Source organism: Bacillus sp. FSL K6-2839 (assembly GCF_038003365.1).
Classification (GTDB): Bacteria; Bacillota; Bacilli; order Bacillales; family Bacillaceae; genus Bacillus.
This window is the reverse complement of record NZ_JBBOOZ010000001.1, coordinates 1,712,866-1,727,364: the sequence shown is the minus strand read 5'-3', so window position 1 is coordinate 1,727,364 and position 14,499 is coordinate 1,712,866. Positions and strand designations below refer to the sequence as shown.

Below are 14,499 nucleotides of genomic sequence, written 5' to 3'. Positions count from 1 at the left end.
CCTTGATAAAATCATTTCACTATAGAAGTGTAATAGATACTGTTACAACACTTCAAAGTATTTGCTCATAGGCTGCGCATCAAAAAATTGCCGCCTAGTCATGCAAACAAATATTCGGTACACTATGTAAGAGAGGTGATGCGATATGAAAAAGAAAACAATGAACGAACTCATAGAAGAATTAAAGAAAGACGAACAGGTAGAACATTGGCATGAAATTGATGCGAAGCCTGCACAGACCTCTCCGGTTCCTGAAAGAGTGAACGACAGGCTGAAAAAGGCGCTTGAGAAACGAGGCGTGAGCGAACTCTACGTTCATCAAAAGGAAGCCTTTGAACGTGTGATGGATGGAGATCATGTGGTAACCGTCACACCAACAGCTTCAGGTAAAACGCTTTGCTACAATCTGCCTGTCCTTCAGTCGATCGCAGAAGATCAGACAAGCCGCTCCCTTTATTTATTCCCAACAAAAGCGCTCGCACAAGATCAAAAAAGTGAACTTAACGAGATCATCCACGAGATGGATGTTCCGATTCATAGTGAAACATATGACGGAGACACCTCTCCGGCCATTCGGCAGCGAGTCAGACAAGCAGGACATATTGTCATCACAAACCCGGATATGCTGCATTCAGCCATTTTGCCTCATCATACGAAATGGGTCAGCTTGTTTGAGAATTTGAAGTATATTGTCATTGATGAGCTTCATACATATCGAGGTGTATTTGGCAGTCATGTGGCCAATGTGATTCGCAGGTTAAAACGAATTTGTGCATTTTATGGAAGTGAACCGGTTTTTATTTGTACTTCCGCAACGATTGCGAATCCAAAAGAGCTAGCGCAGCAGCTAACGGGGAGCAAGGTGCATCTGATTGAACGAAACGGGGCACCTAGCGGTAAAAAGAATTTTGTGTTTTACAACCCGCCAGTTGTGAATAAACCATTAAATATTAGACAAAGTGCCGCCACTGTTGTCAATCAATTGGCAAAAACTTTTTTGAAAGAAAAAATCCAAACGATTGTTTTTGCTAGAAGCAGAGTAAGAGTTGAAGTGATTTTAAGCCATATTCAAGAGCTAGTGAAAAAAGAGATCGGTCCAAAATCGATTCGTGGATATCGCGGAGGCTATTTACCAAAAGAGCGGCGAGTGATTGAAAAAGGATTGAGAGAAGGAGACATTCTAGGTGTCGTCAGCACAAACGCACTAGAATTAGGAGTGGATATAGGTCAGCTAAAGGTCTGTATCATGACAGGGTATCCTGGCAGTGTAGCGAGTACATGGCAGCAGGCAGGACGAGCTGGAAGGCGTCATGAGGAAGCACTCATAATTATGGTGGCAAGCTCCTCACCTCTTGATCAATATATTGTCAGACACCCTGAATATTTCTTTAACAGGCCGCCTGAAGCTGCCAGAATCAACCCTGAAAACCTCATTATCTTAGTGGATCATTTAAAATGTGCATCCTACGAGCTTCCGTTTCGGGAGGATGAACAGTTTGGCGGCATGGACGTAGAAGAGATTTTGCAATACTTACATGAGGAAGGCGTTCTTCATTTTAGCGGGAACCGGTATTATTGGTCAGATCAATCGTTCCCAGCACATGGCATCAGCCTCCGGTCTGCAAGCCAGGAAAATGTGGTGATTGTGGATCAATCAGATGTAGCGAATGTTCGGATTATTGGAGAGATGGATCGGTTCAGTGCGATGACGCTGCTTCATGATGAAGCCATTTATTTACATGAAGGGGTTCAGTATCAAGTGGAAAAGCTAGATTACGAGCATCTCAAGGCTTATGTGAAACAAGTAGATGTAGAATACTATACAGACGCGAATTTAGCTGTTCAACTTAAGGTGCTTGAAATCGATCAGACGACAGAGAAGGAAGCCGTATCTGTTCACTACGGTGATGTGACTGTCAACGCAATGCCGACGATTTTTAAAAAAATCCGGCTAAGTACCGGTGAAAATATCGGCTCTGGACCAATTCACTTGCCGGAAGAAGAAATTCATACGAGTGCTGCTTGGTTTGAATTACATGAAGCAGAGCGGAGATTTGAAGAGAAAACACTTGAACAGCTGCTGCTTGGCATCGCAAATGTTCTTCAGCACATTGTACCTGCTTTTGTGATGTGTGACCGTTCTGATATTCATGTTGTTTCACAAATTAAAGCGGCACATACCGGAAAACCGACGGTCTTTTTATATGACCACTACCCTGGCGGAATCGGCTTAAGCAAGGAAGTACAAGCTCGTTTCGATGAAATAGCAGGCGCAGCCATTCAGCTGATTGAGCGGTGCCGCTGTGAAAATGGCTGTCCATCCTGCATTGGCATGGAAATGAAAGAGGTGAGCGGAAAAAGCAGCATCGTTGAATTGATGTCCGTATTTTAAGGGAAAGGAGGGGGACACCTGCTCATGTCTTTAAAAGGGAAATTAAACAGAATGAAGAAGCACCTATCGCACAATCAGACACATGAAAACCGGCAGAAAACTTTAGAAGGACAACCACAGCCTGTGACTTCAGAAAATATCCCATTTTTAAAAGAATGGGAAACATTAGGTGTATCTCCTTATCACTTTGAGGGTTCCTTTTGTTTGATTCGGGAAGTCACCTATTCATTAGAAGATCAGCATGGGCGCTATTCGTTTGCGGAACTGCCGAAGATCATCGAGGCATGGAACGAAAGCGGCATCCAGCATTCGCTATCGGCTAAAGGGTACGAGCCGCACGAGCTGTTTTTCTTTGATACAGAAACAACAGGATTATCTGGCGGTACGGGAAATATGATTTTCTTGCTTGGACATGCACGTGTCTTTTCCGACAAAGTGGTGGTGAAACAGCACCTGCTCACCAATCCAGGAAATGAAGCGGCTCTGTACAAAAGCTTTCTCGATGAAGTAAACGTAGAATCATTGGTTACATATAATGGTAAATCGTTCGACTGGCCGCAAGTGAAAACGAGACATACGCTCTTACGAGATCAAATCCCTGCACTGCCTGAATTCGGACATTTTGATCTTCTGCACGGATCTAGACGATTGTGGAAGCATAAATATGAACGAATGGCGCTATCCGTGGTGGAAAAAGAAGAGCTGCACGTGCATCGTGAAAACGACACGCCGGGGTTTTTGGCACCGATGATTTATTTTCATTTTTTAAAGGAACAAAATCCGAAGCTGATTGAAGGGATCTTGACTCATAATGAACTAGACGTATTATCGTTAATCAGCCTCTACATTCATCTATCCAAAAAAATACTATCTGAGGATGCGGTAAAGGAACACAAGGAGAAGTATGCGCTCGCCAGGTGGCATCTTGCTCATCGTGATGTACATGAAGCAACGAAGCATTTGCAAAAATTAACGGATGCTGATTTTGAGCATGCGAATCAGGCGTCTTATGATCTTTCCTTACAATATAAACGACAAAACGAGTGGGATGAAGCGGTTCAAATATGGGAAAAATTATTTAAATCAAGCGATGTCCATTTAGCATTAAAAGCGGGTATAGAGCTTGCGAAGTGTAAAGAGCATCGTCAAAAAAATGCAAGGTCAGCTCTATCCATCACTGAATCGTTATTATCTTTCTCATCGTTAAGTCAGCGAGACACGGAAGAACTTGAGAAGCGAAAAAAACGTCTCTTGAGAAAAGCTGGGCAATGAACATTATTGCCTGGGAAAGCGCAAAACATGACAACGTTCGGCTCTCGGCCGAAAATAAAAATTGTTTAGCACTTTTATTGTAGAAAAGTCACGAATCCTGTAAAATAACGTTAGATATTGAATGAGGAGCGTAGAGCATGTATAAGGGTCTTTTCTACTTGTTTTTTCTTGTTGTCATTTTGGTCGCTTTTGTGTTTTCAAACTATAAGGATGTTTTTCTTGCAAACTTTTAAAATAGGTTAATGCATTAGTACATGTACACCTCTTAATTCATACATTGTTAATGTAAGAAAATTAAGGAGAGGGGAATGCTACATGTACCATCATCATCATCATTGCCAGCCGAATGTTACACAGCCAATTGTTCATCCGACGAATCATTGCTGTACACACAGCGATTCAACAACAATTGTGCCGCATATCCATCCGCAGCATGTGACAAATGTTCACCATCAAAATTTCAAACATGTTCACTACTTCCCGCATACGTTTTCTCAGGTGGACCCGGCAACACATCAACACTTTAACTGCGGTGGACCTTGCTGTAACAGATAAAGTGAAATGGGACTTTTAGAAGTCCCTTTTTTTAAAAGCAGGTGAAAAAATGAAAATTATTGCTGTCACAGGGTACAAGCCATTTGAGCTTGGGATATTCAAACAAGACGAGCCTGCACTTCAATACATAAAAGCGGAGCTTCAAAAAAGGCTGACAGCCCTGACTGAAGAAGGCCTGGAATGGGTTCTCATATCAGGCCAGCTTGGGGCAGAAATCTGGACTGCCGAAGTGGTATTTGAGCTTCAAGAGGAGTATCCAGCGTTAAAACTGGCCGTCATTACACCATTTTATGAACAGGAAGAGCGCTGGAATGAACAAAACAAAGAGTTGTATGAAGGGATTCTTGCACAGGCCGATTTTGTAGAAAGTGTCACGCATAGACCGTATGAAAGTCCGGCACAATTTAAACAAAAGAACCGTTTTTTTATTGAAAAAACAGATGGCCTTCTCGTCCTTTATGATCCTGAGCATGATGGCTCGCCAAAGTACATGATCAAAGAAGCGGAAACCTATACCGATTACCCCATTATGTACATCACAATGGATGATTTGAGAGCGCAAGTTGAGGCAGAAGATCCGTTTTTTGACTAAAAGCAAGAGAAAATTTGACAACGTCACGTATTTCTGAAAAAATATACTATGAATTCACGATATGAGGTGAAAAAGATGCTTGCTGATAAAGTAAAGCTTTCTGCGAAAGAAATTTTAGAAAAAGAATTTAAAACAGGTGTCAGAGGATACAAACAAGAAGAAGTCGATAAATTTTTAGATATGGTCATTAAAGACTATGAGACATTCAACCAAGAAATCGAAAAGCTTCAACAAGAAAACCTCCATTTGTCTAAACAGCTTGAAGAAGCCGTTGAGCAAGGAAAAAGACAGCCTGCACAGTCTAATACAACAAACTTTGATATTTTAAAAAGACTATCTAACCTTGAGAAACACGTTTTCGGCAGCAAACTTTATGATTGAGCCTTGCTGAAAAAAGCTTGTGCCTGATGTCATTGTCGTTTATAATAACGATTATTGATTAACGTTCGGGTAATCGCTGCAATGCTTTTAGACATTGCAGAGGAAAGTCCATGCTCGCACGGTGCTGAGATGCCCGTAGTGTTCGTGCCTGGCGAAAAAATAAGCCAGGGCAGCCTGGGAAAGGCTGACGGCAGGAAAAATGCCTACGTCCTTTTAGGATATGGCAAAGTATCCTTGAAAGTGCCACAGTGACGAAGTCTCACTAGAAATGGTGAGAGTGGAACGCGGTAAACCCCTCGAGCGAGAAACCCAAACTTGGTAGGGGAACTTTCTCAAAGGAACCAAACGGAGAGAAGGACAGAGTATTCTGTAGATAGATGATTACCACCTGAGTACGAGGCATTTGCCGTTTGCAGTACGATGGAACAAAACATGGCTTACAGAACGTTATATCCGTTATTATAAACATGATGAAAACAAAGCTCTCCTATTCAACATATGGAGAGCTTTTATCTTGAATACATAAAAGGACGAGAAAACAGGTGATAAAACAATGAAAACCTATACACTCATCGCAACAGCTCCAATGGGAATTGAAGCGATTGTTGCAAAAGAAGTAAGAGACCTTGGCTATGACTGCACAGTAGACAATGGAAAAGTGATTTTCGAGGGGGATGCTCTTGCGATTTGCCGTGCGAACCTTTGGCTGCGTACAGCAGACCGGATTAAGGTACAAGTAGCTGAATTTTCGGCAAAAACATTCGATGAGCTGTTTGAACGGACGAAGGCGATTGACTGGTCCGCTTTTTTACCGAAAAACAGCACGTTCCCTGTCATCGGTAAATCTGTGAAATCACAGCTTGCCAGTGTGCCGGATTGTCAGCGTATCGTCAAAAAGGCGATCGCGCAAAAGCTCATATCCTCTTACAACATACAGTCTGAATGGCTTGAAGAAACAGGACCTGATTATAAAATTGAGGTTGCCCTTTTAAAAGATAAAGCTGTGCTCACGCTTGATACATCTGGTGTGGGTCTTCATAAACGAGGGTACCGTACGGATCAAGGCGGAGCACCTATTAAAGAAACCCTTGCGGCTGCACTCGTGCTATTAACAAACTGGACACCTGACCGTCCGTTTGTTGACCCTTTCTGCGGGTCAGGAACAATCGCTATTGAAGCGGCCATGATAGGACAAAACATTGCCCCAGGATTTAACCGGGAATTTGCGTCCGAGTCATGGGAATGGATTGGTGAAGACGTTTGGAACAAAGCGCGTCACGAAGTGGAAGAAAAAGCAAACTATGATCAGCCGCTCCACATTATTGCAAGTGATATCGACCATCGGATGGTAGACATTGCACAAATGAATGCTGAAGAAGCTGGTCTAAGTGAATTGATTCAATTTAAACAAATGCAAGTGAAAGACTTTCAAACGAAAGAAGAGTATGGTGTGATTGTCGGAAATCCGCCTTACGGAGAACGACTCAGTGATAAACCAGCTGTTGAAAAAATGTATCAAGGAATGGGCGAAGCATTTAAGAGCCTAGATACTTGGTCCATTTACATCTTAACGTCACACGAAAAGTTCGAAGAGTGCTTCGGCAGAAAAGCAACGAAAAAGAGAAAACTGTTTAATGGTTTTATTAAAACAGACTATTACCAATATTGGGGAAAACGCCCGCCTAGAAAACAGACAACTGAATCATAAAAAAAATGGTCACACCTACAGAAGGTGTGGCTTTTTTATCGCAGAAAGGTATAAACCTTCACGGGACGGAATAAACTGAACTTGATTTTAAAAAAAGAGGTGTCTCCATGATACAATATGATCAATTTCAGTTAATCCAAAAAGCACTCGCTTCGACTGCTCAAAAAATTGAAGGGCAAGAAGGTGGACAATCTGCTCAGCTGACAGCAGCCATCGAAGATTTAGCGCTTGCTCAGGCTTACATAGAGCGTTCAGAGCATGCATTTTTAATGAAAGAAACCTATCAACATCGTTTGCGGTCGTAAAAAAGATTGTCATTCCCCTGCATAAATGTTACTATTGAATGTCTGAATGATTCAAAAGTTGGGGGTTGAAGCAGGTGACAGCATCTCGTTTGCCTTTTTCATTATCAAAAGAACATAATTTTTACGAAGAACTGGGCAACTGGATTGGTGATGTGTTCTATGACATTTTGCCAGAAAAGGGCTTTGATCTTCGAGATGAACAAATATTTATGGCTTTTCAACTAGAAAGAGCCTTTAAAGAAAAAAGTGTGATGTTTGCCGAAGCTGGGGTAGGCACAGGCAAAACCATTGTCTATCTATTATTTGCGGTCACATATGCAAGGTATACAGGGAAACCTGCGATTATTGCATGTGCAGACGAAACGTTAATTGAACAGCTGGTGAAACAAGAGGGTGATATCTATAAAATTGCCAATCACCTTGATATTCAAATAGATGCGAGATTAAGTAAATCGCATGACCAATATTTATGCTTAAAGAAACTAGAGAAAACCATGCAGCGTGAAGATGATGAGAAGTGGCTCGATATTTATGAATCGCTTCCTTCATTTGTTCATGAATCACATGGCATGCAAAACTTTTATCCGTATGGTGATCGAAAAGAGTATCCAGAACTATCAAATGATGAATGGTCACGCATTGGCTATGACTCGTTTCAAGACTGCTTGACGTGCGATATGCGTCATCGCTGCGGTCTGAATTTATCAAGAGATCATTACCGGAAAGCAACCGATCTCATCATCTGTTCTCATGATTTTTACATGGAGCATGTGTGGACGAAGGAATCCCGCAAACGCGAGGGCCAGCTTCCGCTGCTTCCAGAACATAGCTCCGTCGTATTTGATGAAGGACACCTTCTTGAATTTGCCGCACAAAAAGCACTGACGTACCGAGTGAAGCAATCAATGCTCGAAACATTTTTAGAGCGCCTGTTGCAAAACGATATACGTGAAGAGTTTGCCGAGCTCGTTGAAGATGCACTTGCCACAAACGATGAGTTCTTCTATCTCTTAAAAACACATGCCAAAGAAATCAAGGGCTCGCATCGACTTGAAATTGGACGTGTGGATGAAGTGAAGCGGTCTGCAAATGAATTGTGTGATTTGCTTGAAAAAATCGGAGAAGCACTCGTGTTTGAATCAGAGATGTATACAATCGATCAATACGAATTGTCTGTTGTGGAAGAGTACATTGAACAAATGGCGTATTCTCTGTCGCTATATCAAAAAAATGCGATTAGCTGGCTTGAAAAGCAGGAGTTAGATACGACATTTGTTGTGATGCCAAAGACAGTCGCAGAGGTGCTTGGTGAAAAAGTATTCTCGCAAAAAAGACCATACATTTTCTCTTCTGCTACATTGTCTGAAAATCAATCCTTTGATTATTTAGCTGAAAGTCTTGGGATCAAAGATTACTTATCAATGAGTGTCGCTTCTCCGTATGATTACGATGAGCAAATGAAGATTTATTTCCACGGGATTCAGCAGCTTCAAGAGCAAGAGGCAAAAGGACAGCAAGTGATCACTCAGCTGAAAGAAAACGGAGGACGATCTCTGATTTTGTTCCCTTCATTTGATGAACTTCATTTCTTTAGAAAGCAGCTTGAGGCATCGGATGAATCACTGCCTTTCGACGTGTATTTTGAGGGAGACGAGGAAATCAGCACGATTGTTCAAAAGTTCCAAGCAGATGAGACATCCGTGTTATGCTCTGTTCACCTTTGGGAAGGGCTGGATATTCCAGGACAATCACTAACAAATGTGATCATCTGGGGACTTCCTTACCCGCCTCATGATCCGGTATTTGAGGCAAAACGGAATGAAGCAAAGGATGCTCGTGCTGAAGTTGACCTTCCGTATATGCTGCTGCGCTTGCGACAAGGTATTGGAAGGCTGATTCGGACAAGCCAAGATGCAGGAACCATTCATATTTATTTTGACCGTAAGGAAGATACAGAGCTTCAAAGTAAAATTGAATCCGTTCTGCCAGTCAAGCCAATCATCATATCTTAAATAACGCCCGAACGAGGAAAAGAGGAGGATACCATCTGAGTATCCTCCTTTTTCATTGACAAAAGAACATTCCTTGAAGTAGCCTTGAAACGTACATATATATTTTATTGATTGGGGGAACAAACGTATGAGTCTTGAAGCAAAAGAGAAAGCGTTTTATCAATTACTAGGAAAAATCGCCCATTATACGGAGGCGCTCCATTTACTTTATTGGGACTCTAGAACACAGGCGCCTAAAAAAAGCGCCGATTTCAGAGCTGAAACGATCGGTCAATTATCAAGTGATATTTTTAATATGAAGACTTCTGATGAAATGAGAGATCTTCTTCACGCATTAAACAAACATCGAGATGAGCTGTCAAAAGATACACAAAAGGCGCTCGAATTATCACAAAAAGAGTATGATGAAAACAGCAAAATTCCGAAAGAAGAATTTAAAGAATACTCGATTTTGCAATCAAAAGCAGAGCATGTCTGGGTAGAAGCAAGGGAGAAATCAGACTTTTCACTCTTTGCACCATACTTAAAACAGCTCATTGATTTTAACAAGCGCTTTATTCAATATTGGGGCGTGAAACAAACGCCATACGATGTGCTGCTCAATAACTATGAGCCAGATATGACGGTTGAACAGCTCGATCAAAAGTTTGGTGCACTTCGTGATTCCATTGTTCCTCTCGTGAAAAAAATCGAAGCCTCTCCTCATAAGCCGGATACTTCATTTTTATCGAAAAGCTTTCCGATCGACAAACAAAAGGAACTGAGTCTCTTCTTCTTAAAAGAATTGGGGTATGACTTTGACGCAGGACGTCTGGATACAACGGTTCATCCGTTTGCTGTGACATTGAGCAGAGGGGACGTTCGTGTGACGACCCGTTATGATGAGCATGATTTTCGGATGGCGATCTTTGGCACGATTCATGAGTGTGGTCATGCCATCTACGAGCAAAACATTGATGAGGCACTGAGCGGAACGCTATTATGTGATGGCACATCAATGGGGATCCATGAATCACAGTCTCTTTTCTTTGAGAATTTTATCGGCAGACATGAAGATTTCTGGAAAACGTATTATCATAAGCTGCAAGAAGCGTCTCCTGAGCAATTTAAAGATGTCTCTTTAGAAGACTTTGTGCATGCAGTGAATGAATCGAAGCCGACTTACATTCGAATTGAGGCAGATGAACTGACGTATCCGCTTCACATTATCATCCGCTATGAAATTGAAAAAGCGATTTTTAATGAAGAAGTAGCAGTTGAAGACCTGCCTGCACTGTGGAATGAAAAATATAAAGCGTATCTTGGCATTACGCCTCCTAATGATGCACTCGGCATTTTGCAGGATGTTCACTGGTCTGATGGAAGCTTTGGATATTTCCCTTCATATGCGCTTGGTTATATGTATGCGGCGCAACTAAAGCACCAAATGATCAAAGATTTACCGAATTTTGATGAGCTGATTCAAAAAGGGTCTTTTGCACTGATAAAAGAATGGCTCACAGAACATGTTCACCAGCATGGAAAACGCAAAAAACCATCTGAAATCATTCAAGATGCGACTGGTGAGGAATTAAATGTGCAATATTTAATCGATTATTTAACAGATAAATATACGAAATTGTATTTATCTTAAATAAAAGGCACCCTTTGCTCAGAAGGGTGCTTTTTTGATGCTTGAATATTCTAAAAACGAACGTTTTGATCTGATCTATTATTTAAGTTCGGTATTTTTCTGGAAAAGTGCTTTCCAAGCGTCTGAAATCTTGTTATAATTTGAACACTATAACACTCATATAATCGCGTGATGATGGCACGCAAGTTTCTACCGGACACCGATACGGTCCGACTATGAGTGAGCAAAATGAAACAGCTCTTGTTTGAGCTGAAGATCCGTGGATCGTTTTCGCATTGCTTGCTCCTCATGGACAGCAATGCTTTTTTTATGCAAAAAATTAAAATGTTTGCCAATATGCTGGGAGGAAGAATGATGGAATTGTTACGTCAAAAAATTGAGAACGAAGGAATCGTTCTGTCAAATCAAGTGTTAAAGGTAGATGCCTTTTTAAATCATCAAATTGATCCTGTGTTAATGCATGAGATCGGGCAAGAGTTTGCTAGATTATTCAAGCATGATGGCATTACAAAAATTGTCACAATCGAATCTTCTGGCATTGCACCTGCTGTGATGGCTGGACTAGCTCTTCAAGTACCAGTTGTCTTTGCTCGAAAACGTCAATCACTAACACTAACAGATAACCTATTAACAGCGAGTGTGTACTCTTTTACGAAAAAAGTAGAAAGCACGATCGCTGTTTCAAATACGCATCTCAGTGAAAAAGATTGTGTATTAATCATTGATGACTTTTTAGCGAACGGTGAAGCCGCTAAAGGGCTTGCTGCAATCGCAAAGCAGGCGAAGGCGAAAGTAGCCGGATTTGGCATTGTCATTGAAAAGTCATTTCAGCCCGGAAGGAATGCGCTTGTTCAAATGGGCTACCGCGTCGAGTCCCTTGCACGTATTGAATCACTTGAGGAAGGGAAAGTCACGTTTGTACGGGAGGTACAATCATGAGTGCCGCTAAAAAAGCCAAAACGCTCTCGCTAGGGATTCAGCATGTGCTGGCGATGTATGCAGGTGCCGTTCTTGTGCCGCTCATTGTGGGAGATGCGCTCGGCCTCACCCCTGCACAGCTGACTTACTTAATCTCGGCAGATATTTTCATGTGCGGGGCTGCCACGCTCCTTCAAGTTTGGAAAAACCGTTTCTTTGGTATCGGTCTGCCTGTTGTATTAGGCTGTACATTTACTGCGGTTTCTCCTATGATTGCGATTGGCTCTAAATACGGGATTTCGTCTATCTATGGAAGTATTATCGCTTCTGGGTGTATCATCATTCTTCTTTCCTTTTTCTTTGGGAAGCTTGTGAAATTTTTCCCGCCTGTTGTGACTGGGTCTGTCGTAAGGGATATCGTTTGAGTACAACATAAGTTTGCATAAAAAAAGAGCCGTATAATAGGCTCTAGTCTATAGACAGGTTGTTCATAAATTGATTGACTGCACGATTGGTTTGAGCCAAAGCTTTATCTGAGGGCTTATTACTTGAATAAACTGTTATGTTATAACCTCCTTTAGAATACTTCGAAACACTTTCTGCATCATCAATTTCTAAAGAATCTAAGGTCTTCTCAATAAACTTTCGAACACGTATGTAACTCGATTTGATAAAATCATTTGTGGAAATTTCATTATGTATGTACTCGGTCATCATTTTCACCTCCCCTTAGTCTATGATACCACATATGTATGTAATTTGTGTTTTATTAAATGATTATTTCTACATAAAACATATCTTTTATTCTAAGTACACCAATTTTAATAAAAGCTGATTCTTTGCTATAATAAGCATAACTCTAAAATACAGTAATAAGTTAGGTGTATGTGATGCGTAATAAACACATCTTCGAACAAAATAGAAATAAAAATCCATTGAAACAAAAAGATACTGCCTCCGATAAGACTGAACTTATAAAAAAAATGAAGTCTGTACAAAAAAGTCATGAAAATTTTAATCAGGAAGAAGAAAATGAACAGTCGGATGTGGATTACAAGAAGCTTTATAGAGAACAAAGAAAATTAAACGAAAAATTAAAAAAAGAGCTTAACAAGATGTCTGAACAAGCTAAAAAAGACAGAAAAGAACTCTCAGACAAAAACAATAAGTTAAAAGATGTTCAGAGTATGCAGTACGCTTTAATTGAAAAAATAAACTCATTGAAAAATAGAGACTCTGATTTAATCGAAAAATATGAAGAAAAACTAGCTCAAGCACATTTTGATATTGAACTTCTGAATAAAAGATTAGACGAAGCGAATTTAAAGTCAAATAAGTTCAGAACTTATGAAATGCAATACAAACACAGTCTAAATACGATAAACCAATTAAAGGCTAACATAAACAAATTGAAAAGAACTGCTGAACACCTTAAAGATCGATTGGATGAAAAAAATAAGGGTATGAAGACATTAGAATCTAGAATTCATAAAAAAGATGAGAAAATAGAATACTATAAATCCTTTTATGAAAGATTCTATGAGAGTCAAAGTATGATTGATCCAGAACAATTGTTGAATGATCTGTATGAACGAATGGATGAAAGCAACTACAGTAGTTATAAATCAGTTTTTAAACTAGTGAAAAAATATCGCTCTTTTAGTAAGTTTCACAACTTTTCTTTGACGGAAAGAGTAAACGTTTTTGGCCATTTAAAGAAATATGAAGACGGCTATCAATTAGAAAGCACCAATGGACAAACATATCAAATACGTATACTGCTCGAAGAATCTTCTGATGAATCAGGTAAGCCTTCAAGAGGTATACTAAATGATGATGGTACTGTAGATATTGTCTCAACATACGATGATGAAACATCATTCTATACAGATGAAGAAACACACAGAGTTCGGAGAAAAAAGAACAGTTCTAAAGAAAATGAAGTTGAGCATGTTCATATTGGGAATTTTAAAGTTTTAATAATTAGTAGCAGGGACGGGAAAAAATTTACAGATCGGTTAAGGTTGCATGGATTGCAAGTAGAGTGGATGGACGGTTTCAACAAATTAAAGGAAACTAAAAATATGATGATCAGTGCTGATATAGTGTTAGCGTGCGCTGACAGCGCTTCTCATGACATAATAAATCATGTTTCCGATCAAGGGAATGATCCCAAGTATCAAGTATTGTTTAATCCGAATGAAGACATAATAATCTCAAGAACCATTTACGCCAAACATCAATTAGGATTAGATAAGATAGGAGGAGATAGTGATGAAGAAGTTTAAATTTAAAAAATTTGGAATAGATTTAGAGATGAATTATGAAATCAACAAAGAAGATGAGAATGCTCGTAATATTAATGAATTGATCACAGTTTCGGGGGAATCATTTAAAATTAATAGAGCTTACAAAACACAGCCTAACGAGTTTATGCATGTTAAAAATGACTGTGTACTTACATTCGAAATAGGGTGGGCTACTTTAAAGATAACGCCAAAGAAATTTAAGTTGAAAGACGTTGAAGGCAATGTATATCCTTATTACTTCACCAAGCAAGAAGACGAACCATATCTTTTAGATAAAGAAACGAATAAAATCCATTTTGATGTTAAAAACTGCGACCATTACCATTTGATATTCACATCACTTGAAAACAATGAAATATTAATTAATGTTGATAATATATAAGGATGTAAGGTGTTCACTTACATCCTTTTTTTGTTTGAAT

General features: G+C 40.0%; 13 protein-coding genes, 1 other RNA gene, 1 pseudogene and 1 riboswitch. Of the genes and pseudogenes, 14 read left to right on the top strand and 1 reads right to left on the bottom strand.

The genetic code is table 11. From position 1 onward, the window contains the following. Nucleotides 1–145 precede the first annotated feature (145 nt). The 12 genes and pseudogenes from MHH26_RS08645 to MHH26_RS08590 form a co-directional block, all read left to right on the top strand. Entirely contained in the window at nucleotides 146–2,392 is a 2,247-nt protein-coding gene (locus MHH26_RS08645) for a DEAD/DEAH box helicase (RefSeq protein ID WP_340973183.1), read from the top strand. 24 nt (nucleotides 2,393–2,416) lie between these two features. Next, entirely contained in the window at nucleotides 2,417–3,664 is a 1,248-nt protein-coding gene (locus tag MHH26_RS08640; protein ID WP_340973181.1) for a ribonuclease H-like domain-containing protein, read from the top strand. A 315-nt stretch (nucleotides 3,665–3,979) separates the two neighbouring features. Beyond that, nucleotides 3,980–4,219, top strand: a complete 240-nt coding sequence (cotD, locus tag MHH26_RS08635; RefSeq protein WP_034661015.1) for a spore coat protein CotD — start codon at nucleotides 3,980–3,982, stop codon at nucleotides 4,217–4,219. Between the two features lie 49 nt (nucleotides 4,220–4,268). Continuing rightward, nucleotides 4,269–4,811, top strand: coding sequence for a DUF1273 domain-containing protein (locus tag MHH26_RS08630; protein ID WP_340973179.1), 543 nt, complete (start codon nucleotides 4,269–4,271; stop codon nucleotides 4,809–4,811). Between the two features lie 75 nt (nucleotides 4,812–4,886). Then, entirely contained in the window at nucleotides 4,887–5,192 is a 306-nt protein-coding gene (gene gpsB, locus MHH26_RS08625; RefSeq protein WP_012010336.1) for a cell division regulator GpsB, read from the top strand. Between the two features lie 61 nt (nucleotides 5,193–5,253). Then, an RNA gene (rnpB, locus tag MHH26_RS08620) (RNase P RNA component class B) lies at nucleotides 5,254–5,637 on the top strand. 108 nt (nucleotides 5,638–5,745) lie between these two features. Then, the gene (locus MHH26_RS08615; RefSeq protein ID WP_340973177.1) at nucleotides 5,746–6,900 is read left to right on the top strand and encodes a THUMP domain-containing class I SAM-dependent RNA methyltransferase; all 1,155 of its coding nucleotides are present in this window, start codon (nucleotides 5,746–5,748) and stop codon (nucleotides 6,898–6,900) included. Nucleotides 6,901–7,007: 107 nt separating this feature from the next. Beyond that, nucleotides 7,008–7,205 (top strand): hypothetical protein, encoded by a 198-nt coding sequence (locus tag MHH26_RS08610; RefSeq protein WP_034661010.1) that lies wholly within the window; start codon nucleotides 7,008–7,010, stop codon nucleotides 7,203–7,205. A 74-nt stretch (nucleotides 7,206–7,279) separates the two neighbouring features. Further along, nucleotides 7,280–9,217, top strand: coding sequence for an ATP-dependent DNA helicase (locus MHH26_RS08605; RefSeq protein ID WP_340973175.1), 1,938 nt, complete (start codon nucleotides 7,280–7,282; stop codon nucleotides 9,215–9,217). A gap of 127 nt (nucleotides 9,218–9,344) precedes the next feature. Then, nucleotides 9,345–10,850, top strand: a complete 1,506-nt coding sequence (locus MHH26_RS08600) for a carboxypeptidase M32 (protein ID WP_340973173.1) — start codon at nucleotides 9,345–9,347, stop codon at nucleotides 10,848–10,850. A gap of 136 nt (nucleotides 10,851–10,986) precedes the next feature. After that, nucleotides 10,987–11,086: riboswitch (purine riboswitch) on the top strand. Nucleotides 11,087–11,204: 118 nt separating this feature from the next. Next, nucleotides 11,205–11,789: a xanthine phosphoribosyltransferase gene (gene xpt, locus MHH26_RS08595; protein WP_034661972.1), complete on the top strand. Its 585-nt coding sequence runs from the start codon at nucleotides 11,205–11,207 to the stop codon at nucleotides 11,787–11,789. Beyond that, a pseudogene (locus MHH26_RS08590) lies at nucleotides 11,786–12,178 on the top strand (solute carrier family 23 protein); the annotation flags it as partial. The gene xpt and the pseudogene MHH26_RS08590, both read left to right, overlap by 4 nt. A 58-nt stretch (nucleotides 12,179–12,236) precedes the next feature. On the opposite strand, the gene MHH26_RS08585 reads toward MHH26_RS08590, so the two are convergent. Beyond that, a complete protein-coding gene (locus tag MHH26_RS08585; RefSeq protein WP_340973171.1) occupies nucleotides 12,237–12,482 on the bottom strand; it encodes a hypothetical protein in 246 nt (81 codons plus the stop codon). 176 nt (nucleotides 12,483–12,658) lie between these two features. On the opposite strand from MHH26_RS08585, the gene MHH26_RS08580 reads away from it, so the two are divergent. Both MHH26_RS08580 and MHH26_RS08575 read left to right on the top strand, forming a co-directional pair. After that, the gene (locus tag MHH26_RS08580; RefSeq protein WP_340973169.1) at nucleotides 12,659–14,056 is read left to right on the top strand and encodes a hypothetical protein; all 1,398 of its coding nucleotides are present in this window, start codon (nucleotides 12,659–12,661) and stop codon (nucleotides 14,054–14,056) included. Then, on the top strand, nucleotides 14,043–14,459 hold the full coding sequence (locus tag MHH26_RS08575; RefSeq protein ID WP_340973167.1) for a hypothetical protein: 417 nt from the start codon (nucleotides 14,043–14,045) through the stop codon (nucleotides 14,457–14,459). Before MHH26_RS08580 ends, MHH26_RS08575 begins: the two co-directional genes overlap by 14 nt. Nucleotides 14,460–14,499: the final 40 nt, after the last annotated feature.

Excerpts from the sequence above, each read along its gene's own strand:
- gpsB (WP_012010336.1), top strand. The coding sequence starts at position 4,887 with ATGCTTGCTGATAAAGTAAAGCTTTCTGCGAAAGAAATTTTAGAAAAA.
- MHH26_RS08610 (WP_034661010.1), top strand. The coding sequence starts at position 7,008 with ATGATACAATATGATCAATTTCAGTTAATCCAAAAAGCACTCGCTTCG.
- MHH26_RS08575 (WP_340973167.1), top strand. The coding sequence starts at position 14,043 with ATGAAGAAGTTTAAATTTAAAAAATTTGGAATAGATTTAGAGATGAAT.
- MHH26_RS08645 (WP_340973183.1), top strand. The coding sequence starts at position 146 with ATGAAAAAGAAAACAATGAACGAACTCATAGAAGAATTAAAGAAAGAC.
- MHH26_RS08630 (WP_340973179.1), top strand. The coding sequence starts at position 4,269 with ATGAAAATTATTGCTGTCACAGGGTACAAGCCATTTGAGCTTGGGATA.
- MHH26_RS08640 (WP_340973181.1), top strand. The coding sequence starts at position 2,417 with ATGTCTTTAAAAGGGAAATTAAACAGAATGAAGAAGCACCTATCGCAC.
- MHH26_RS08585 (WP_340973171.1), bottom strand. The coding sequence starts at position 12,482 with ATGACCGAGTACATACATAATGAAATTTCCACAAATGATTTTATCAAA.
- cotD (WP_034661015.1), top strand. The coding sequence starts at position 3,980 with ATGTACCATCATCATCATCATTGCCAGCCGAATGTTACACAGCCAATT.
- MHH26_RS08600 (WP_340973173.1), top strand. The coding sequence starts at position 9,345 with ATGAGTCTTGAAGCAAAAGAGAAAGCGTTTTATCAATTACTAGGAAAA.
- xpt (WP_034661972.1), top strand. The coding sequence starts at position 11,205 with ATGGAATTGTTACGTCAAAAAATTGAGAACGAAGGAATCGTTCTGTCA.
- MHH26_RS08615 (WP_340973177.1), top strand. The coding sequence starts at position 5,746 with ATGAAAACCTATACACTCATCGCAACAGCTCCAATGGGAATTGAAGCG.
- MHH26_RS08580 (WP_340973169.1), top strand. The coding sequence starts at position 12,659 with ATGCGTAATAAACACATCTTCGAACAAAATAGAAATAAAAATCCATTG.